Source organism: Aquimarina besae, from assembly GCF_042434905.1.
Lineage (GTDB): Bacteria > Bacteroidota > Bacteroidia > Flavobacteriales > Flavobacteriaceae > Aquimarina.
The window spans coordinates 4,691,280-4,712,897 of sequence record NZ_CP170199.1 but is presented as its reverse complement, the minus strand read 5'-3'; the positions used below and the strand labels follow the sequence as shown (position 1 = coordinate 4,712,897).

Sequence of the window (21,618 nt, the reverse complement as noted above, 5' to 3'; positions counted from 1 at the left end):
TGCGTTAAGGATGGTGTATTCAGAAAAGTAATCTCCTTATCTTTGGCTGTTCTAAAAAGAAATAATGTTACAACAATACACAAAAGAATTTGGCTATAATCTACGATTAGCAGCACCTGTAATGCTAGGTATGTTAGGACATACTTTTGTGGGCTTGATTGATAATATTATGGTAGGACAGCTGGGAACAGCCGAGTTAGCAGCCGTATCTCTGGGAAATAGTTTTATGTTTATTGCGATGTCTCTCGGTATTGGCTTCTCTACAGCAATTACACCATTAGTTGCAGAAGCCGATGGAGAGCATAATTTTGCTAAGGGTAAATCGGCGTTTAAACACGGATTGTTTTTATGCACTACACTTGGGATAGTTTTATTCGTTGGTATATTATTCGCGAAACCTTTGATGTATCTAATGAAACAACCGGTTGAGGTGGTGGAATTGGCAATCCCTTACTTAGATTTAGTGGCAATATCCTTAGTTCCTTTAATAGTCTTTCAGGCATTTAAGCAGTTTTCGGATGGATTATCTATGACCAGATATCCTATGTATGCAACGCTGATTGCTAATATTGTTAATGTAGTTTTAAATTACTTGTTGATCTTCGGGAAATTTGGCTTTCCACAAATGGGGATAGTTGGTGCCGCAGTGGGTACACTGGTGTCTAGATTAATTATGGTTGTCTTTCTATGGGTCTTTCTTAGATATAAAGAAAAGTCAAAAGCATATGTGACCAACATTAAAATTTTTGTACTTCAGAATAGTATGCTCAAAAAGATTCTAATGTTAGGTTTTCCGTCAGCATTACAGATGTTTTTTGAGGTAGCTATTTTTACTGCTGCTATTTGGATTTCAGGAATTTTAGGTAAAAACCCGCAAGCAGCTAATCAAATAGCATTAAATCTAGCAGCAATGACCTTTATGGTTGCAATGGGATTAAGTGTAGCAGCCATGGTGAGAGTAGGGAATCAAAAAGGATTGCAGCAATTTAGAGAATTACGAAGAATCGCATTTTCGATTTTTCTATTAACACTCTTCATAGAGATTGTTTTTGCATTATTTTTTATTGTTTTTAATGATGTGCTACCTGAGATTTACTTAAATGTAAAAGATGTAGAAAATTTTGCAGATAACACTGAGGTGATTGGTATTGCGGCAAAACTTTTAGTAATCGCAGCATTGTTTCAAATATCAGATGGAATACAGGTAGCAGTTCTTGGTGCCTTAAGAGGATTACAGGATGTTAAAATTCCAACGATCATTACATTTTTTGCTTATTGGGTTGTAGGTTTTCCTATTAGTTATTATATGGGATTGTATACAGCATATAAGAGCTCGGGTATCTGGATAGGCTTATTAGCAGGATTAACAACCTCTGCATTATTACTATACATAAGATTTAATTATTTGAGCAAAAATTTGGTAGCAAAAAAGGGTAATGGTTCGCTATCTTTATAATCTTTTTTAACAGTTACAATATACGTGATATTACACCGTTTCTTTTTTTGGACTAGTTTTTGTTACTTGTCAAAGTAAATTTTATATTAAGAAATATTTAACTATATTTCGAGTATATCTAAACCTGAAAAGAAAAGAGATGAATAGCCCAAAATCTAACCTTAACCTAATACTAATTTCCATTTTTGTTATTGGTTTTATTAATAAGTCACAAGCACAGAATTTAATTCCAAATCCTAGTTTTGAAAATACAAACGCAGCAGTCAAAAAACTGAAGCACGAAATGCGAAATTTTGGTGTTCTTTCAGATTGGAAATCTTTGACCAATTCACCCGATGCACATCATCCAGCAGTGAGCGAAGTTAATTTCGCTCATAAAGCTCCCGGATTTTTAAAACAGTTTGGTCCTCAAGAGCCAAGAACAGGAGAAGGTAAAATAGGGTTATACGTAACCGGTAATAATACAAAAGAGTCTGTTGTTGCAAAACTAGTAAGTCCATTGAAGGCAGGGAAATATTATTATTTTCATATGTATGTTTCTCTTGGAGAAGGACTTGTTAGTAATTCTTGCACTTCATCAATTGGATCTTATTTTACGGCACGAGTTCCAAAAATCACAGAGACTTCTAAATATAAGTTGCACATTGAGTCCTCTGAAATGATTTGTGACACAAAAGAATGGACAAAAGTATGTGGTGTGTACAGAGCCAAAGGGACAGAAAAGTATATCTCATTAGGTTATTTTTCAGATAGTCCAAATGGTAAATCTTTACGATCAGGCCAATCATTTAGTGACGCATACTATTATATTGATGATGTAGAACTAAGAGAAATGCAAGATGTACAAGGAGTTGATGTTGATAATATTTGTAATATGGCTCTGGATTTCTCTGATATTGAATATTTAATTGGTGAAAGTGAGGTGTATGAAGAAATAAAGACTGCACTGGATTCGTATTTACAATATTTAAAAGTGTTTAAATTCAATAGTATCAAAATTGTAGGCCACGCAAATGATTCTGAAATTGAATTTGAAAACGAAATTTTATCATCGGCTCGTGCAGGTTTTGTTAGAGAATATTTAATAGAAAATGGAATCGATGAAACCTTAATTGAATACGAAGGAGTTAGTAATAAACAACCTAAGGAAACGGAGGAAGTTGATAATAACGAATTAGGTTCAAACGCCAGAGTACAGATAATTATTGAATAAAGTTCAGTAAAGAGAATATGTGGCAAGAGGTAAATTTTAGTTCTAGAATTTACCTCTTGTTGTTTTTGTTAGTTTACAAGTAAACTTCGTAGTTTTGTTTCATATAATTTACAGCATATGAGCTTTCCAAAATTCTTATTAGGAGATAATACAGATTATCCAGAAGCGATCTTTGTCATTCATACAGAATTTCCAAGGTTTATTATTAATCTACAAAATGATGAAGTAGAATGGTTAGAAGAATTTGATAAAAGTGACGAGAAAGAATTAGAAAGCGAAGCACAGAATCTTTTTCAAGAAGCAAATGACTTTTATGATCGGGAGATACAACGATATGAAGAATAATGAGTTTAGCTTTAAAAAAACAGAACCAATAGGCATTAAAAATTATGGAAGAACTAATACAGCTGGATAAAGATTTAATGATATTCTTAAATAACTTGGGTAGTGTTACTTGGGATAGCTTTTGGTTATTTATGACTGAGAAGTTTTATCAGATTCCGTTGTATCTAGTGCTGCTCTATTTTTTTTACAAATACTTTGGTGTCAAAGGAACAATTATCACTTTAATTACGGTTGCACTTCTAATTACAGCATCAGATCAAATTTCTGTTTTATTCAAAAATGTTTTAGTGATGCGCCCCAGACCTTGCCGGGCAGAAGGCGTAGCAGAGTTTCTTAGAACGATTGAGGTTAATTGTGGTCGTTTCGGTTATTTTTCGGGTCACGCAACCAGTTCGATGGCACTTGCATTTTTTACCGGTTTAGCATTACAGAAACATTTGAAGTATATTTTCCCTTTTATGGTTATCTGGGCATTGATTGTTAGTTACAGCAGAATTTATCTTGGAGTTCATTATCCGTTGGATGTAATAACTGGTCTGGCTGTAGGTATTATCTTGGGCTTTGGCGCATTTAAGCTTCATACATTTTTAGCAAAGAAATATGCTTAGTTAGAAGGCACATCGATAAAATACTACTATTTATTAACCACTACAGGAAAGAGAGATAATCTACATATGTTACTTATTTCGAAATTTCTTCTTTTTTTTCTTTTTGCTGAAAAGTCTTTTTAAGAAATGATCGCGTTTTTCGGGTTTACAGTTTAAATCTTCGAGTACATTATTTGATGGTTTTTCAAAACTACTTTTGGTAATCGCATCAAATGTTGGATCGTCATTCATTCTTTTATAGAGCTTTCCAAAAATGGGAAGGGCAGAATTGGCACCTTGTCCTTGCAAAGTACTTTTAAATCCTACAGCATAGTTATCATTGCCGACCCAAGTAACAGTAACCAGTTTCGGTGTAATCCCCACAAACCATCCGTCTTTATTGTCCTGAGTTGTTCCGGTTTTTCCTGCTATTTCATTTGTCAATCCATAAGTAGATCTTAATCTTTTAGCTGTTCCATTATCTACGGTAGACTTCATCATTTCTAATAATACTTGCCTCGTATAATCGCTAAAAGCAGCTTTTTCTGATATTTCAGGTTCAAATGAGGCAACAAGATCTCCATTTCTATCTTCTACTTTAGTAATATAAAATGGTCGTACTGATTTGGACTGATTCACATAACTTGCGTACGCTCCTGCCAATTCTTTGATTTTTATTCCTCCTGTTCCCAGAGCTATAGACGGTTCCTCTGGAAGCTCTTCATTAATTCCCATTTTTTGTACTTGTTCAAGTACTTTAGTTACACCGATTTGATCTATAACTTTCACTGCAATAGTATTGATAGAATTGCTTAACGCCGTTTCTAGGTTATAATTGAGATGAGGGTCTTTTTCTTCAGAAGAGTTTTTCGGAGTCCAATCTTCCAAGTTGGTATAGGTTACTTCCTTAAGAGAAAAATATGTACAAGGTTTCATACCATTTTCTATGGCAGCAGTATATACAAATGGTTTAAAAGTCGAACCGACTTGTCTTTTGCTTTGAGATACGTGATCATATTTAAAGTATCTAAAGTCAATACCGCCCTGATATGCTCTTACTGCTCCATTTGTTGGATCAACGGCAATCATTCCGGTATTTAAAAACTTTAAGTAATGTTGTACACTATCTTTTATAGAGACATTTTTTGTGATGTTTCCTTCCCACTCAAAAAGTTCCATTTCGCGATTATTGGATAAAGAATCAGCTATTTGTTTTGGACTTAAACCTAGTTCTTGATATCTTCTATACAATGGTAGCTTTTTTAGGGTATTGTCAAGCAAACTGTTGTTTGTTTTCCACGGAGCTTTTTTACCATACTCATTTTCAAATTCCTTTTGTAAATCTTGCAAATGTTCTTTCATCGCTTGTTCAGCCAATAATTGCATTTTGGAATCCAATGTGGTGTAAATAACCAATCCATCCTTATAGATATTATAGGAACTCCCATCTTCTTTTTTGTGCTTTTTTAGAATTTCGGTAAGTTCTTTTTTTACTTCCTCTCTAAAATAAGGAGCTAACCCTGTATTGTGATCAAAGTATTGATAATCCAGCCTAATATTTGTATTCATCAATCGGTCAGCTTCTTCTGTCGCTATATAGTTATATTTGACCATTTGTTGCAGAACAACATCTCTTCGTAATTGACTTCGTTTTGGAAAAAGTCTGGGATTATAACTATGATTTGCTTTTAAGCTACCTATAAGTGTACTAGCTTCAGATAATGTTAATTCTTTTGTGGTTTTATTAAAAAACTTTTGAGAAGCACTCTCAATTCCATACGTATTGTCTGGAAATGGGACGGTGTTAAAATATTGTGTAAGAATTTCTTCTTTGGTATAAATTTCTTCAATACGTTTGGCAGCGATGGATTCTTTGAGTTTATTAACCACTATACTAAAAGCTCCATAATCCTTTCTCCCAAAAATGTTTTTGACTAGTTGTAGGGTGATTGTGCTTCCTCCTCCAGAAGATTTGTCTCCAAGTAAAATCGTTTTAAAAAACACCCTCAATATACTAACATTATCTACGCCATTGTGTTCATAAAAACGTACATCTTCTGTAGCAATCAAGGCATCAATTAAGTGTTTAGGAAGATCTTGGTAAGTTATTGGTTGTCTATCATAGATAAAATATTTGCCTATCAACTGCCCGTCTTTATCCAGTACTTGACTGGATTCGGCTTGTTTTATAGAGCTTAATTCATTTTTGGTAGGAATTTTTCCCCAAAACCCTAAATAGATACTACCATAAAAAGCAAAAAGAATCAAAAACATTCCTCCAATAGCAATTAATGGCCACTTTATACATTTTTTTTGTAAGAGTTTTTGTCCTATCATATTGAGTAAGTGATAACGCAAAAAATATTTTATTATTGAGTATGGGGTTTTAACAAAGCTTTTTGGTTTATTTTCAGCTGTTTAAGAATCAGTATTAAGGAAAACACTTACTTTTTTTGAAGCTTATTTTATAAAATTTTAATTTTTTTATTTTAAATTGTAGTAATCGAAATAAACAAATTAATATCAGATGAAATTAACTTAAGGACATCAATCCAAAGATGCTCTTAATGTATTGTAGAAATTGTAACATAACACATCGTTTTATTTACTATTTATTAGTGAAGTAACCAGCTAAAACTACACACTATGAAAAGAGTAATTGTTGACTACAAAAAGCTGAACAAAAACATTTTAAACCTTTTAGTAGAGAAATTCCCTGATGGGTATTCAGATAATGACATTATTTCCTTTAAAAATCATCATCACGATACAATCGAAGCAGTAGAGGTAAGAACCGATGATACTGTTTATTTAGTAAAGATTAGTGAGCGCCTTGCGGGTGTAATGCAGGATTATGATGATGATAATTCAGAGAGCGATATACCGGCTGGTGTCTCAAAAGAAGAAGTGGGAGGTGAGGTAGATTTTAGTGATTGATAGAGTTGTCAATCTAAAAAAACCTTCAATTTAATCCAATTTTGTGTGCTTAACTACCGAAATCCTTTGATTGGTATTCTCTTTGTTATTTCGAAAGCAAAATATACGTTAGGAGGCTTTATTTAAATGAAGTTGTTTTTGTCTATAATTTTCTTAATTATTCAAATTTAACATAATTTTATATTTGCTAGTTAAAAATTTTTATATTTGCACGTTTGATGTAATTCTTAAGATTTTTCTTTTCTGAATATTTTTTGATTTAGAAAGAAATCAAAATCGTAAGGTAAGGGGTCAATTAATTATTTTTTAGGGTTTATTTGTTTTTACTTGTTTATAGTAAATAGGTGTGATCATTTTTTATGATTATGCGATAAACTCAATTTATTAAACTCAACAATAAAAAAGAACTATGAAGTTAAAGATTACCTTTAAAATTGTTTTGTCGATGATATTGTTATTCAGTGGTTTAACTGTTAATTCACAGAATATCCAAAAATCTATCGCAAAATTACAACAGCAAACGAATGCTATCGTAACTGTTGATGAAAATTCTGGACTAACAGAATTCGTAAAGTTCCCAGCTGGAAATGCGATGAAAGCTAATGGAGGAACTGTAGAGCAAAAAGCATTTAGCTTTTTGGAAGATTACAAGTCCTTATATCGTATAGAATCGGTTAATAATTCTTTGGTTTTAGGGAAAACTAAGAAAGATAATTATGGATTGGAACACGTTGTACTTAGGCAAAAATACAATGGAGTTCCTGTCTACGGGGGTGAATTAAAATTTCATTTTGATTCGAATAAAAATATTACTTCAATAAGTGGTAAGGTTATCCCAATATCAGAACTTAATACAGAACCAAGATTAAATGAATCTCAGGTAAATGCTATAGCTCTATCAACTGTAAGAAAACAGGGATTAAATAAATCAGGTGTTCCTTTAAAAGTGAATAAAACTAATCTTTTTGTTTTTCAAAAAGGTATAATTAAAGGGATAGATGGTCCTTTGTATTTGGTATATGAAGTTGAAGTGCGTAATGATAGTGATGTTAGAGAATATGTTTTTGTGAACGCTCAAAAAGGAAATGTTGTAGAACAAATTACTGGAATGGCTCATGCTATTAGTAGGGAATTGTATAATGAAAACACTGATAATCTTGTTTGGCAAGAAGGAGATGCGTTTCCTGGAATTCTAGATGAATGGCAACAAACTGAAATTGAAGCTGCTGGGCATACGTATAATTTTTTCAAAAATGCTTTTGGTTATGTCTCTTATGATGGCCAGGATGCAAAAATGAGGACTGTACATAATGACCCTACCATAAGTTGTCCAAATGCAAATTGGAACGGTGTTACTGCTAACTATTGTACAGGTACAGCTGCTGATGATGTAGTCGCCCATGAATGGGGACATGCATATACGGAGTACACTTGTAATTTGATATATGCATATGAATCTGGAGCTATAAATGAATCTTTATCAGATATTTGGGGAGAAACTATTGATTTGTTAAATAATTATGCAGACGATGGAGAAGATGTTTCACTGCGAACAGGTTGTGGTACGTCAATGAGGTGGATGATGGGAGAAGATGCTTCCGCTTTTGGGGGTGCTATCAGGGACATGTGGAGTCCAAGCTGTGCTGGGGACCCTGCAAGTGTTAGTGACTTCAGATACTTATGTGGTGAAGCTGATAATGGAGGAGTGCATATTAATTCCGGTATTCCTAATCACATGTTTGCATTGTTAGTGGATGGAGGAACTTTTGGAGGACAAACCATCAATTCGATTGGTTTAACAAAGGCTGCGCATATATTTTGGAGAGCACAAAGTGAATATTTAAATTTGGTAAGCGATTTTGCAAATCTTGCAGACGCATTAGAAGCTTCTGCCAATGATCTTTTAGGAGTTAACCTGGAAGGATTATCTACCAGTATTACACCAGCTGGTCTTTCGGGTGAAATGATAACGGCTGCCGATATCATCGAAGTACAAAATGCTCTGTTAGCCGTTCAACTGAGAACAGGAAATTCTTGTAGGTATACTCCTTTGTTATCTAATAGAGGAACATTGTGTAGTAATGCAACGACCAATGCTATTTTTTATGAGGATTGGGAGACAGGAGCTAGTAGATGGACTATGGAGCAACTTCCAGAAGATACTAGTACGTGGATTTCTAGGGACTGGGTTTTAGAGTCTTCCCTTCCTGATGGAAGAGCAGGACAAGCTATTTTTGGCACAGATCCAAGCCTTGGGGACTGTCAAACTAGCTTTCAAAATGGTATTATACGTTTACAGAGTCCAGTAATAAATATTCCAACAGTTGTTGAAGGGGGAACTTTTGAAATGTCTTTTAACCATTTTGTAGCTACAGAAGCTGACTGGGATGGAGGTAATATTAAATATAGCTTAAATGGTGGAGCTTGGACACTTTTACCGTCTTCTGCTTTTGTAAGAAGCCCTTACAATGCTATGGTTATTACAGATCAGGATTTTGAATTAAGTGATGGAAGTACAATAAATGTAGAAAATGACAACCCTTTGAGAGGTGAAGTAGCTTTCACAGGTGTTGATGAAGGTTCTAACACAGGAAGCTGGGGTAGAAGTCAAATAGATCTGTCATCAATTGGTGTTACTGATAATTCTACTATTCAGTTCAGATTCGAAATGGGCACGGATTCTTGTAGTGGTTTATTTGGTTGGTATATTGATGAGATAACAGTTTTTAATTGTGCTCAAACTACTTTGTCTGTAGCAGATAATGAGTTTATATCAAAAAATATTACTGTATATCCCATTCCTTCTAATGGAACAGTAAATCTTAGAAAACTTACAAATATTGAATTAGTAAAAGCTGAGATTTATGATATTAACGGAAGAATGCTAAAAACTATCGATCTTTCTAATGTAGCTCTTGAAAAGGAGATTGATATTACCGATCTTACAAGTGGAGTTTATTTTATGTCGATCAATACAGGAACTGTAAATGGTGTGATTCCAATCGTAAGAAAATAGATTATTAATTTATAAAAGTATATAACTTTTAGTACTGCATAATAACATGGTTATTATGCAGTACTTTTTTTACAGAAAATTTTAATTATAACAAATGAAGATCATTGTTTGTCATCAAACCAGACTTAACAAATACCGAGCGGCTGCAAATGGAGTTGTTTTATGCTGCTGTACTGCCTTAATTTGTTTAGATAATGCTTGCTTAACTTTGGGATGATTATAGAAAGAACTTTTTAGTTGTTCCTCTATAGTTTGTAATAACCAGAACTTATTTTGTTCGATTCTGTTTTTTTCGAAATAACCGTTACTAGTTGTGGTGCCAAAATATTTTGAAATGAGTTCCCAGATTTCTTCGATGCCATAATTTTCAAGAGCACTACAGGTTAGTACTTCGGGAGACCAACTACTTTCCGTCATTGGATATAGATGTAAGGCCTTCCTAAATTGATTTTTGGCTTCGCGAGCTTGATTTAAATTATCTCCATCTGCTTTATTTATAACAATGGCATCCGCCATTTCTATAATTCCTCTCTTAATCCCTTGTAACTCATCACCAGCTCCGGCTAATTTTAATAATAAAAAGAAGTCTACCATTCCGTGTACTGCGGTTTCACTTTGCCCAACACCAACGGTTTCTATAATGATTACATCATATCCGGCAGCTTCACAAAGAATGATGGATTCACGTGTTTTTTGTGCTACCCCACCTAGCGAATTTCCGGATGGAGAAGGTCTTATAAATGCTTCAGCACATCTAACGAGTGATTCCATTCTTGTCTTATCACCTAAAATGCTGCCTTTAGAAATCGTACTGCTGGGATCGACTGCTAATACAGCTACTTTTTTGCCTTTTTTTATGAGTAGGTTCCCTAACGCCTCAATAAATGTGCTTTTTCCCACACCTGGAACCCCAGTAATACCTATTCTGATAGATTCATTAGCGTACGGCAAGCATTTTTCAATTAATTCTTGTGCTTTTTTCTGATGCTTATTTTGCGTGCTTTCTATCAAAGTAATTCCTTGACTAAGCGCTGCAGTATTTTTTGAAATAATTCCTTCAAAAATATTAAGTATAGAAATTTCTTTATGTTGAAGTTTTTTAAAACGATCAATCGCCTGGGGAGTTGTACCAGGTGGTGTTTTAGAAGATTGATCTTGATGTTCCATAATACTTTTGTTTATAAAGTGGCTTCGCAACAAATTTATAAATTCATTTTAGGATACTTCGCTATAATTTTGCACAATGTAAAAAGAAGTTTGTCTACTTTTGGGTGATAGGCACGGCAATAGCGGTTTGATCCCAGGCCAGATACATAATGGTGAAATTATTTGCTTCTTGAAAGTAAATAGAAAATTGCTCTACAATATTAAGCAATCGTTGGACAGGAACTTCTATTGTTAAAGCATCATATTCTGGATTGCGTGAAGGACTTCCGTCGGTAAATTTTACTCCCCAATTATATTTTTTAGTGTTAAAAATAACTTTCCACGAATTTTCTCCAGGGATAGTCCATAAAGTATACGTTCCTGCTTTTAGTATCGAACCGTCTACAAGAATGTCTTTATCAGTGGAAAAAGTGGTTGCTTCATTTGCTCCGGTTCGCCATACCTGATCAAATGGAATCAGGTCTCCAAAAATACCCCTTCCTTTTTTAAACGGTCTATTGTAGAACACCGTGAAATTGGTTTCTCCACTACGATGAATAACAGTTTCTTCAGGACTGTGTTTTTTTGTATACGATTTTAGGATAGATACTCCTGTAAAACCAATAATTCCAATTCCGATGAATAATAAGAGCAATCTTTTTAGAAGCTTTGACATATGTTGGGATTTGGTCATTAAAGATAACTTATTTGGTTATGAAAGTACATATAATTGCTTACTTTTGGACTCTTACAACTGGTTTATGGTCGAAAAATCCTATAAAAAGTTTTCTCCTGAAATTGAATTTACTGATGATACCTATGTCATCATAGGTTCTGGAGTTGGAGGCTTAACTACAGCAGTTTTTTTGGCTAAAGCCGGAAAAAAGGTTGTGATTTTAGAACAACATTATACCCCGGGAGGATTTACCCATACTTTTAAAAGACGAAAAGGTCTGGTTTGGGATGTAGGAGTTCATTATGTCGGAAATATGGAAGAAGATTCAGGATTGCGAAGAATCTTTAATTATTTATCTGACAATAAATTAGAATGGGATTCAATGGGAGACCCTTACGACGTCGCATATATTGGCGACCGCAAATTTGAATTTGTTTCTGGAAAAGAAAATTTTAGAAATAAATTTCATCAATACTTTCCTAAGGATAAGCATGCCATTGACAAATATCTAGAGTTATTGCAGAAATCAACAAAAAAGAATCTTCTCTATTTTGTACAAAAGGCTTTGCCAGGTCTTTTAAATATTATACTAGGCCCAATTTTTAGAAGGATTCAAAAACCTATTGCCAGTAAAACCACCTACGAGGTACTTAGCGGTATAACGAATAATCAGGAACTCATTGCAGCATTATGTGCTCAATGTGGTAATTATGGATTATCTCCTAAAGAAAGCAGTTTTGCTTCTCATTGCATTGTAATCAATCATTTTATGGAAGGAGGTTATTACCCTAGAGGTGGGGCCAATCGTATCCACGAAACCATAGTCGATAATTTGGAGTCATTAGGGGTTGAGGTCTATATAAAAGCAAATGTCGAAAAGATTATTACGAAAGGGAAATCTGTAACAGGATTATTAATAAACGGTAAAGAATTTTCTTGTAAAAAGGTAATAAGTAATGCAGGTGCTTACAATACTTTTAAGCGTCTACTTGATTCTTCTGTTAGCAATAATAGAATTAAGGATATTAATAAAATTGATCCATCTACCTGCCACCTATGCTTATATATCGGACTAGATAAAGGTGATGAAGAGTTAAAATTACCAAAGTATAATATATGGTGGTATGCCAATAAGGATACCGACGCTATTTTAAATGATAAAGCAAACTTAAGTCAGGATAAATTGTCATTTGCATATATTTCATTTCCATCTGCAAAGGATAGTCTTTGGACCGTTGATCATCCCGATAAAGCCACCATTCAGTTAATTGGAAGAGCGTGGTATAAGGATTTTCGTGAATATGAAGACAAACCTTGGTTAAACAGAGGTGAAGAGTATAATGAAATCAAAGAACAGTTTAAGAAAAAAGGGCTGTCTTTATTAAAAGAGTTATACCCTCAATTAAAGGGGCATATTATCCACGCCGAAGTTTCTACTCCAGTTTCTACAAGAAAATTCAGTAATTACAATCAAGGTGAAATTTACGGAGTCACACATGCTCCGGAGCGTTATAAAACTAGAATATTACGACCTAGAACTCATATAAAAGGATTATACCTTACCGGTCAGGACATTACCTTAGTAGGAGTAGGGGGAGCTATGGGAAGCGGTGTATTAACAGCAACAACTATAATAAAATGGAATATGAGCAAACAGTTTAAAGAAATTGCTGCAAAATATTAAGCTTACTATTAATAGTTTGACAGGTGTATTTTTTTTAGTGTCCCTCATAAAAGTCACCGTTTATTTTTGAAATTTGTTTTAGTATCTGTAAACGTTCTTCATATAGCCTTTTAAGAATACTATGCGGAGTACTTTCAGATCTAATAATGTCATCGATTTGATCAAGAGCTTGGTTAATCAGATACATGTGATCCGTTGTATACGTTTTAAACGGATTTATAGTTTTGATTAAAAATGATTCCATAATAACAAGTGTTTACTGGTAATTTTCAAGTTTAGCACCTTTAAGTTCTTTTTTAGACATGCCTAGTTTTTGATTCATAATAGTAATAGCAAGGATGCTACGCTCTCTTTTTAGTTTTTCGAAAACTAATTCAGACATTAATTTAGATTGTAAAGTTTGATCTATTTTGTGTATTATATTCTCCATTTGAGAGGTGTTTGTCAAATCAACGTAATTTTGGGTAGCTAGAACTTTCATAATTTTATTTTAGGGTTTATACAAATACATACGATAAAAAAGTTAAGATGGTTTTATTAAAATATTTTTTTTGAAACCATTGATATTTTGGAACAATGATTGCTGTTATATCGTTAGAATAACTATTTATTTGTTGTTAAGTATTTGGTATCCAATATCTTTTATTTTATTTGATGTTTTTATCAGTAATTTTGCAACAAGTAGATCTAGAATTTCGTCTTTAGAAGAGAATAGTAACTAGAACAGTTTTAAGAAAACAATCACTAACCAAATAATTCGAAAAGTTTGTTACAGAGCGAGCTAATAGAAAAATGTAGAGCGAACGATCGTAAAGCGCAGATGAAGCTTTATAATAAATACTGTGATGGTATGTATTATGTTGCTTTACGCTTTCTGAAAGATCCTTTTGAGGCAGAAGAAGCTATGCAAGAGTCATTTATTAAAGCTTTTACAAAATTGCATCAGTTTACAGGAGATGTAACTTTTGGAGCGTGGCTTAAGCGCATTGTTATCAATAAGAGTATTGATATGCTCAAAGCAAAAAAGATGAATATGGTTGCTATTAATGAACAAGTGATGTCTACCGTAGAAGAACAAGACGATTGGTCTGTTTCGGATGCTACAACGGTTGATGAGGTAAAGAGTGCAATAGAAAGGTTACCAGAAAAATATAAATATGCTGTAATGCTCTTTTTAATAGAAGGGTACGATCACAAAGAGATTAGTGAAATCTTAGATATTACTCCGGTTGCATCTAGAACCTTAGTGCATCGAGGAAAGAAACAGCTTCAGGATCAATTAAAACATTTGAGAGATGGGACAGGATATTAGAGAATTGTTGAAAAAGGACACCAGAATTCCTGCAGAACGCCTAGCAGAAGGTCACGAGAACCGTTTTATGGCAAGGTTAGAAGCAGAACTTCCTAAAAAAGCAAGAAAGTTTAATTACGGTTGGTTAAGGATTGCTGCTAGTGTTGTGGTTATTTTATCCGTTTCCATGTTGGCTTTTAATGAGTTTGGTGAAAAAAGTATAAACGACTCCCAGATTGTTGATACAAATGTGATGGATTCAAAAAATTCTACCGTAGTGTTGACCAAACAAACGTCACCGCTAGCCGAAATGTTTCCTGAATATGAGGAAGCAGAAAATTATTTACTTACAGGCATAAAATTTCAATTGTCTCAGATTACTGTAGATGATTCTAATAGAGAATTAGTAGAAAGCTTTATGAAACGATTAGCGGATTTAAATAAAGAATATCAAGATCTTAATAAAGAGTTAATCGAAGTTGGGCCGAATGTACAAAGTGCTGAAGCGATGATCGAAAACCTAACCCTTAGACTTTCTCTATTAAACAGACTAAAGGACAAACTAAAAGAATTAGAAAAAATTGAAAATGAAAATTACATTGATATACAAGCTTAATTTTATAGCACTTAATTTGATATGTGTTTCCGGAGTTTTTGCTCAGAATAGACAATCAAAACTGAGTGAAAAGTTTGTTGTGAATAATGATGTTACAATCAATCTAAACACTAGTCACACTCAAATTGTATTTGAAACCTGGAATAAAAATTCTGTAGAAATAGAAGCTTATATAGAAGGGGAGAATATTACAGAAGAGAACAAAGAACGTTTGTTACAGAATTGGCAGATAGAGGCTTTAGGTAATAGTCGAGAAATCACAATCAATTCTATTACCGGAAACTTTTGGTCAGGTAATGTAACTGCTTCAACAGTTAAGAAAGCAGATTTACCAGAATTTAGAAGATTGGAACCTATGATATCTGATATGCTTAGACCAATTCTTGAAAATATTGAGAATAATCCAATGCCAAGAGCCCTTTCTGAAAACTTAGCAAGTATGAATTTTGATACTAATAAGTTTAAAGAAAATGAAGAAAAGTATATTCAACAATGGGGAGATCAAATTAAAGAGAAATTTGGTGAGAATTATGAAAATGTCGTAAAAAGCTGGACAAAAGAATTAAGTAAAAATTCAGGTCAAATAGAAGCGAACACTAACGTTGCTCCTAATAATTGGGGAGGAGAAGAGTTTGCCAGAAGAATGCAGGCTTGGGCTTCTCAATTTTCTGGTGATTTCGAAATTACACAAACAAATGGATCTAATGTTACTGTATATAGATATAGTTCCAAAATCAATAATACCAGAACCATAGATAGAATCGTAAAAGTTAAATTACCTAAAGATGCATTACTTAAGTTAAACATAAGACACGGTGATATCAAATTAGCTGAGAAAACAACAAATATGATTGCTTCTTTATCACATACTAGTCTGGAAGCAAATATCATTGATGGTGATAGAACATTTATTAGAGCGTCGTATTCTCCAGTGGTTATTAGACAATGGAACAACGGAAGATTAGCAGTCAATTACGTTAAGAATTGTAGAATACAGAACGCGAAAAATCTAAGAGTTAATTCTGACTCGAGTAATATTTTTATTCAGGAACTAGAGGATAATGGAGCGATTTCTGGTAGTTTTGGAGCAATTACTATTGCAAATTTGTCTGAGTCGTTTTCCACGTTGGATTTAGCTGTCGAGAATAGTGATTTTAAATTAAAGTTACCGGATACTGCTTTTAATATTGCATATAGCGGCATACAAAGCAGGATTTCTTTGCCAAAAACAGTAGAAGCAAATGCCAGAAGAAACTTTGGAAATGTATTTGTTAATGGATTTAATAAAACTCGCGATACAGATAAAGTGATTACAATAAATGCCAAGTATAGCGATATTATATTACAATGATTTTATATAATGTGTTAATTGTAAAAAGTCTTACTAATCAATATAGTAAGGCTTTTTTTATTGTATGTTTTTACCTGTAAAAAATAATTTTTCTGTAAATATCAGCTTACATTTTTAATCTTTAGCTGGTTTCGTCGTATTTCTCACCGTAATTAAAACTACTTAAGGTCAAAAAGTTTCCGTCTTCTTTTTATTGTTCTGTTTTGTGGTATTTTCTATGTGGGAAATATAAAACATATAGCTCTAATTTTTAGCAGCTTATAAAAAAATCATTACTAATTTTTTCTTTAATGTGTGCAAAATTTTTGTTTGGAAATCACGAAGATGACGAGAGTCTCATCATCATCATACGTAATGGAAATAGTATAACTGTAGAAGACTTTAAAGAAAGAGACAAGTCAAATTATTTGAATTAAAAACAAGTAGGATTGTCACCTACAAAACTAAAAGAGAAATACTCGATTTTAGCCAACTTCCAGTAGGTAAATAACTTTTAATTGATAAAGATGGACGAGAAATTGTAGTCGATAAATGGTTCGATTCCAGATTTTTTGTTAAATGAAGATAGAGTAATCAATAGGATATAAAGTGGAGGAATCGTAGTTAAATTTGTTAATTTTATTCACATATTCTGTGAATTATTGATATTTTTTTAAGAAAGCTATAACAGTTTGAATTGTAAGTTTTGGTTTGTTTATCCAAAATATATGCTTTTAATCTATGTTTTAGTTTGTTTTTTATATTTAAAATATTGATAATCAATAAATTAGTATTTTAAAACCAGAAAAAACTGTTTTTTTGTGTCATTTATCGAAAATCGAAAACGTTTGATCTAAAAATGTGTCATTTTTTTCGAGAAACGGTATTTTAACGATATTATTGTATGGTAATCACGTAAAATAATTACAATTTAAAAATCCAGACAATGAGAACCTTAGCATTTATTTTTAGCTTATTTTTCTTGGCAAATCTTAATGCTCGAAATGAAGATGATAATTTGCAGATTGCAAGAGAGGGTTTTGTTGTAGTAGTTGTAGATTTTAAAGAAGGTGATAAGATAAAATTGTTTGAGGTTGAAACGGGAGCTCATATTTTATCAAAAACTCGTGGGCAAATAGATCTTACGCAACTACCTTTGGGTAAATACCTGTTAGAGAACAGTGAAGGAAAATCTGTGGTTATTGAGAAAACCGAAGTAGATATATTTGTGGAGAAAGAACTAGGTTCGGAATATATTGTAGCATACGATAGTGAAACTGCAACTAATAACGAGGTAACAGTTGAAGAAGAGTTGGAAGAGTATTACTTTACCAGTGAAGTAAATCCATTGGCTATCACAAGGGATGGTGATATGATTACTGTTCTTGATTTTTTAGATGGAGACAAAATCAAATTATTCGAAATGGTTGGTAAAATTCACGTTTTAACCAAAACCACAAAAAAAGTTGATCTTACGCAGTTGGCGTCAGGGAAATATATTTTAGAAAATGATAGAGGTCAGGCTGTAGTTGTTGAAAAGTTTGATGTAGAACTAGAATACGAGGATACAGTGGCCTACAATTAGAAGAGTAGATTTATTTTATTGCTATAAAATAAGTAGAATTTGGGGGAAAGACCTATCAGAAATGATAGGTCTTTATTATTGATATCATAATCATAGAGAGTTGTTTTATTTATCAAGATTCTTAGTCATTGTAAAGCCTGTAAATAATCCTACTCCGGCCATCAGAAAAATAGTACCTGGAAACGCAATGCTTTCTTCTACATCTAAAGAGTAGTGCAATATACCTGCAATGAATATTCCAACACCGATACCCATTAATAATAGAGAAAAATTAAGAATAAAAACTTTCCATACAGGCGTTACTCTTTTCTCTTTACTACTAAAAAAAATAGATGCATCTGCTCCCTTATCGATAAGTGCCATTCGTTCCTTATTCCTAGCAGTGAAAAATAAATAGAAAATACCAAAGATGCATCCGAATATAGACAATGGTATTAATGCTTCAATAAAACTCATAATTTTTAGATTTAAAGATTTAACTGTTCGTTTTTAGCTATGACGCATAATGTTGGATTTCGGTTACAAAAAATATAAAAAAATATATTTTGTATCTTTTTCATAGAAAGGTGTAACCAAAAAGAAATCTGTACCGTCTTATGTCTAAATGAACCATCAATCAGACCAATATTACATTAAACAAGTGTTAGAAGGTGATACTAATGCATTTTCTATACTTGTACAACGTTATCAAAGTATGGTGTATACGGTTGTTTACAGAATGTTAAGAAACAAAGAAGAGGCAGAAGAGGTAGCTCAAGATACCTTTGTAAAAGCATATAAGTCTTTGGTAAATTATAGAGGAGAAGCAAAATTTTCTACTTGGTTATATACCATCGCGTATAGAAAAAGCTTAGATGCCATCAAAAAAAATAAACGTTATATAGTTACAGAACTCATTGAGGAAATTACAGAAGGTGAAATTGGGATGGTGCAAGATGCACTAAGTTATTTACAGGAAAAAGAGAGAAAACAGGTAGTCGCAGAGAGTATCCTGAAACTACCAGAAGAAGAAGCAGCTATAATCACGCTGTATTACTTTGAAGAGAAAAGCATAAAGGAAATTAAAGACATTGTAGGCCTCACAGAAGATAATATTAAAATAAAACTATATCGAAGTAGAAAAAAACTATATTCGATACTGAAGTGTCACGTTTCACCAGAAATTAATACTAATAATGGAAGAGCAATATAAGGATATAGAGAAATTAGTTAAGGAAGCCGGAACAGAACTTCCTTCAATAGATTTTTTACAGAATGTGATGATTGAAATAGAATCTACATCTATAGAGAAACCCGTTACATATCAACCATTGATATCTAGAAAGGCCTGGATATTTATCAGTATTTTTGTTACGATATTGCTTGTTTCTGTGCCGTTTTTCTCTGAGGACACATCGATTCTTGATAGGCTAGACCTTACCTTTTTTAGTTTAGATATTATTAAAAATCCATTTTCTGATTTTAAGTTCCATAGCACCACTTCCTATGGAATCATATTCTTATCTATTTTATTTATGTTCCAAATTACCATCATCAAAAGGCGTATTGATAAAACATACACAGTTTAGGTAGTATGAATTGTTAAGCGAAATCGATAAAATATTTTTTATACTTCAATACATTCTTTATTTTACAAACATATTTTGTTTACATCAGGTATGAAAAGAAGAATATGTGTCATTGGAGCAGGTCCAAGTGGGATTACAGCTCTCAAAAACCTGAAAGATAAAGGTCTTCAGGTAGTTGTCTATGATCGTAATGAAGAGGTTGGTGGTAATTGGATATTTACTGAAAATATAAGTCATAGTAGTGTTTTTGAAACTACCCATATTATAAGTTCTAAAACATTATCTCAATATGAAGATTATACTTTTGACGATTTTGATACTACAGTAGCAGATTATCCATCACACGATGAGTTACGGAGGTATTTTCAGGCATATGCAAAGCATTTTAATCTTTATCCATACATAGAATTCGGCACTACGGTAGAACGATGTGAACGGATAAGTAATAAAGAATGGCTTGTAAGAATCACACAAAACGGTAAAGAACGAACGGAAACCTTTACAGATTTAGTAGTGTGTAATGGTCATCATTCGGTTCCGAGATTGCCTGAGTATCCGGGTAATTTTTCTGGAGAGTTTATGCATTCTCATACATACAAAAAAGCAGCTCCTTTTACTGGTAAAAGAGTTTTGGTGATTGGAGGAGGTAATTCTGCTTGTGATGTAGCGGTAGAAACTAGCAGAGTTAGTAAAAAAACGGCAATCAGTTGGCGAAGAGGGTACAGGATTATTCCTAAATTCTTTTTTGGGCTGCCTTCTGATATAGTCGGAGCCAGATCTGCTTGGCTTCCTGTAAAAATTCGAAGTTGGTTTAATGATAAATTGCTTAACATTATGTTGGGCAAAAATAAGTTATACGGGCTACAAGAGGTTAAAACTAAATTTGGCGAAACGCATCCTACAATCAATGATGAACTCTTATATAAGGTTAGACACGGAAAAGTGCATCCAAAAGTAGATATCGAAAAGCTGGATGGTAATACAGTTTATTTCAAAGACGGAAGCAAAGAAGATTTTGATGTTATTATTGCGTGTACAGGATACGTCTTGAAACATTCATTTCTTGATCCGTCTTTAATTGATTACAGTAAAGGGCCGGTACCATTGTATCTTAAAATGTTTCATCAAGAGTATCATAATTTGTTTTTTATTGGTATGTTCCAGCCGTTAGGATGTATATGGCCTGGATCCGAACTACAAAGCAAAATAGTTGCAAATTATCTCACTGATAGCTGGAAAATGCCTGCAAATATCAAAAAACTTTGTGAAAGAGAAGTTACTCATCCTCACTACAAACAAATTGATACACCCAGACATACCATAACCGTAGACTATCATAAGTTTAGAAAAGCATTATTAAAGCAATTACCTAAAAACTGGATTTCTAAAGAACCAATTAAAATCTCAAAAAGCGCTTAATGAGACATACTGCATTTTCAAAGTTTATCGAAAGTTTATCTCAAAATTTTGTACCCGTTGTGGATTTAAAATTTTGTAGAGAAGATTATATTCCTATCGATCTATCGTTGGATAATGCAAATTTACAATCAACAGATGTATCTTCTTCTAAAGACTTCGATATGTATATAAACCATTATTTGACTAGAAATAATGCAAAAGTTGCTTACGGTGGTTATAACGAGGTGCGAGGTATTTACAGTAGAAGTGATCACTTTAATAAGAAGGATCCCGAAACCGAACGTAATATCCATATAGGATTGGATGTTTGGTGTGATGAAGGAACTGATGTGCTTGTGCCTCTAAGAGGAACCGTACATAGCTTTAAAAATAATAAGAACTTTGGTGACTACGGCCCTACGATTATATTAGAACATAACACTGATAATGTTACATTTTATACACTATACGGGCATTTAAGTCTAAAATCTATTGAAAATATAGAGGTCGGACAGGAATTTAAAAAAGGCGATATTCTGGCAACCTTAGGGGACGCTTCTGTAAATGGAGACTATGCCCCGCACTTACATTTTCAGATCATTAAAGACATGCAAGGAAATACTGGAGATTATCCTGGAGTATCAAATAAAAAGGAGCTCGCTTTTTATCTTCAAAATTGCCCTGATCCAAATTTGTTATTGAAAATATGAAATAAAGGATTCATTTAAAGCCTACTATCTCCTTTTAGGTTTTACTCCAAAATTAATTTC

At 33.1% G+C, this 21,618-nt stretch carries 22 protein-coding genes; 16 read left to right on the top strand and 6 right to left on the bottom strand.

Annotated elements, in window-relative coordinates:
- Positions 1 to 61 precede the first annotated feature (61 nt).
- From ACE94K_RS20905 to ACE94K_RS20890, 4 genes are all read left to right on the top strand, one after another.
- A complete protein-coding gene (locus tag ACE94K_RS20905; RefSeq protein ID WP_378184340.1) occupies positions 62 to 1,456 on the top strand; it encodes an MATE family efflux transporter in 1,395 nt (464 codons plus the stop codon).
- 139 nt (positions 1,457 to 1,595) lie between these two features.
- Positions 1,596 to 2,669, top strand: coding sequence for an OmpA family protein (locus ACE94K_RS20900; protein WP_378177109.1), 1,074 nt, complete (start codon positions 1,596 to 1,598; stop codon positions 2,667 to 2,669).
- Positions 2,670 to 2,786: 117 nt separating this feature from the next.
- Complete coding sequence (locus ACE94K_RS20895) at positions 2,787 to 3,014, top strand: hypothetical protein (RefSeq protein ID WP_378177106.1); 228 nt, start codon at positions 2,787 to 2,789, stop codon at positions 3,012 to 3,014.
- 44 nt (positions 3,015 to 3,058) lie between these two features.
- Positions 3,059 to 3,622: a phosphatase PAP2 family protein gene (locus ACE94K_RS20890; protein WP_378177103.1), complete on the top strand. Its 564-nt coding sequence runs from the start codon at positions 3,059 to 3,061 to the stop codon at positions 3,620 to 3,622.
- Positions 3,623 to 3,691: 69 nt separating this feature from the next.
- Here the strand turns inward: ACE94K_RS20890 and ACE94K_RS20885 are convergent, their stop codons facing one another.
- Complete coding sequence (locus ACE94K_RS20885) at positions 3,692 to 5,938, bottom strand: transglycosylase domain-containing protein (RefSeq protein WP_378177100.1); 2,247 nt, start codon at positions 5,936 to 5,938, stop codon at positions 3,692 to 3,694.
- A 309-nt stretch (positions 5,939 to 6,247) separates the two neighbouring features.
- Here ACE94K_RS20885 and ACE94K_RS20880 point away from each other — a divergent pair, with 309 nt between their 5' ends.
- Together ACE94K_RS20880 and ACE94K_RS20875 are read left to right on the top strand one after the other, a co-directional pair.
- Positions 6,248 to 6,538, top strand: a complete 291-nt coding sequence (locus ACE94K_RS20880; RefSeq protein WP_378177097.1) for a hypothetical protein — start codon at positions 6,248 to 6,250, stop codon at positions 6,536 to 6,538.
- Between the two features lie 409 nt (positions 6,539 to 6,947).
- Positions 6,948 to 9,554, top strand: coding sequence for a M4 family metallopeptidase (locus tag ACE94K_RS20875; RefSeq protein WP_378177094.1), 2,607 nt, complete (start codon positions 6,948 to 6,950; stop codon positions 9,552 to 9,554).
- Between the two features lie 114 nt (positions 9,555 to 9,668).
- Here the strand turns inward: ACE94K_RS20875 and meaB are convergent, their stop codons facing one another.
- Both meaB and ACE94K_RS20865 read right to left on the bottom strand, forming a co-directional pair.
- Positions 9,669 to 10,721 (bottom strand): methylmalonyl Co-A mutase-associated GTPase MeaB, encoded by a 1,053-nt coding sequence (meaB, locus tag ACE94K_RS20870; protein WP_378177091.1) that lies wholly within the window; start codon positions 10,719 to 10,721, stop codon positions 9,669 to 9,671.
- A 94-nt stretch (positions 10,722 to 10,815) separates the two neighbouring features.
- The gene (locus tag ACE94K_RS20865) at positions 10,816 to 11,376 is read right to left on the bottom strand and encodes a DUF2911 domain-containing protein (protein WP_378177088.1); all 561 of its coding nucleotides are present in this window, start codon (positions 11,374 to 11,376) and stop codon (positions 10,816 to 10,818) included.
- Between ACE94K_RS20865 and ACE94K_RS20860 the strand changes: the two genes are divergently transcribed.
- Complete coding sequence (locus tag ACE94K_RS20860; protein WP_378177085.1) at positions 11,339 to 13,060, top strand: phytoene desaturase family protein; 1,722 nt, start codon at positions 11,339 to 11,341, stop codon at positions 13,058 to 13,060. The genes ACE94K_RS20865 and ACE94K_RS20860 overlap by 38 nt on opposite strands.
- 34 nt (positions 13,061 to 13,094) lie before the next feature.
- Here ACE94K_RS20860 and ACE94K_RS20855 read toward each other — a convergent pair whose 3' ends face one another.
- A complete protein-coding gene (locus ACE94K_RS20855) occupies positions 13,095 to 13,304 on the bottom strand; it encodes a hypothetical protein (protein ID WP_378177083.1) in 210 nt (69 codons plus the stop codon).
- 12 nt (positions 13,305 to 13,316) lie between these two features.
- A complete protein-coding gene (locus ACE94K_RS20850) occupies positions 13,317 to 13,490 on the bottom strand; it encodes a hypothetical protein (RefSeq protein WP_378177080.1) in 174 nt (57 codons plus the stop codon).
- A 390-nt stretch (positions 13,491 to 13,880) separates the two neighbouring features.
- Here ACE94K_RS20850 and ACE94K_RS20845 point away from each other — a divergent pair, with 390 nt between their 5' ends.
- The 5 genes from ACE94K_RS20845 to ACE94K_RS20825 all read left to right on the top strand — a co-directional run bounded on the left by ACE94K_RS20845 (position 13,881) and on the right by ACE94K_RS20825 (position 17,882).
- On the top strand, positions 13,881 to 14,372 hold the full coding sequence (locus ACE94K_RS20845; protein ID WP_378177078.1) for an RNA polymerase sigma factor: 492 nt from the start codon (positions 13,881 to 13,883) through the stop codon (positions 14,370 to 14,372).
- Positions 14,356 to 14,967 (top strand): hypothetical protein, encoded by a 612-nt coding sequence (locus ACE94K_RS20840; protein ID WP_378177075.1) that lies wholly within the window; start codon positions 14,356 to 14,358, stop codon positions 14,965 to 14,967. The genes ACE94K_RS20845 and ACE94K_RS20840 overlap by 17 nt, the downstream gene beginning before the upstream one ends.
- Entirely contained in the window at positions 14,939 to 16,318 is a 1,380-nt protein-coding gene (locus ACE94K_RS20835; protein WP_378177072.1) for a hypothetical protein, read from the top strand. The genes ACE94K_RS20840 and ACE94K_RS20835 overlap by 29 nt, the downstream gene beginning before the upstream one ends.
- Positions 16,319 to 16,608: 290 nt before the next feature.
- Entirely contained in the window at positions 16,609 to 16,734 is a 126-nt protein-coding gene (locus ACE94K_RS20830; RefSeq protein WP_378177070.1) for a hypothetical protein, read from the top strand.
- Between the two features lie 509 nt (positions 16,735 to 17,243).
- On the top strand, positions 17,244 to 17,882 hold the full coding sequence (locus ACE94K_RS20825) for a hypothetical protein (RefSeq protein WP_378177067.1): 639 nt from the start codon (positions 17,244 to 17,246) through the stop codon (positions 17,880 to 17,882).
- Positions 17,883 to 17,987: 105 nt separating this feature from the next.
- Here the strand turns inward: ACE94K_RS20825 and ACE94K_RS20820 are convergent, their stop codons facing one another.
- Positions 17,988 to 18,338: a DUF6249 domain-containing protein gene (locus ACE94K_RS20820; RefSeq protein ID WP_378177064.1), complete on the bottom strand. Its 351-nt coding sequence runs from the start codon at positions 18,336 to 18,338 to the stop codon at positions 17,988 to 17,990.
- 148 nt (positions 18,339 to 18,486) lie between these two features.
- On the opposite strand from ACE94K_RS20820, the gene ACE94K_RS20815 reads away from it, so the two are divergent.
- The 4 genes from ACE94K_RS20815 (at position 18,487) to ACE94K_RS20800 (ending at position 21,558) form a co-directional block, all read left to right on the top strand.
- The gene (locus ACE94K_RS20815) at positions 18,487 to 19,074 is read left to right on the top strand and encodes an RNA polymerase sigma factor (protein WP_378177061.1); all 588 of its coding nucleotides are present in this window, start codon (positions 18,487 to 18,489) and stop codon (positions 19,072 to 19,074) included.
- On the top strand, positions 19,058 to 19,450 hold the full coding sequence (locus ACE94K_RS20810; RefSeq protein WP_378177058.1) for a hypothetical protein: 393 nt from the start codon (positions 19,058 to 19,060) through the stop codon (positions 19,448 to 19,450). The genes ACE94K_RS20815 and ACE94K_RS20810 overlap by 17 nt, the downstream gene beginning before the upstream one ends.
- Positions 19,451 to 19,540: 90 nt before the next feature.
- Positions 19,541 to 20,869: a flavin-containing monooxygenase gene (locus ACE94K_RS20805; RefSeq protein WP_378177055.1), complete on the top strand. Its 1,329-nt coding sequence runs from the start codon at positions 19,541 to 19,543 to the stop codon at positions 20,867 to 20,869.
- Positions 20,869 to 21,558, top strand: coding sequence for a peptidoglycan DD-metalloendopeptidase family protein (locus ACE94K_RS20800; protein WP_378177052.1), 690 nt, complete (start codon positions 20,869 to 20,871; stop codon positions 21,556 to 21,558). The genes ACE94K_RS20805 and ACE94K_RS20800 overlap by 1 nt, the downstream gene beginning before the upstream one ends.
- The last annotated feature ends 60 nt before the right edge of the window (positions 21,559 to 21,618 follow it).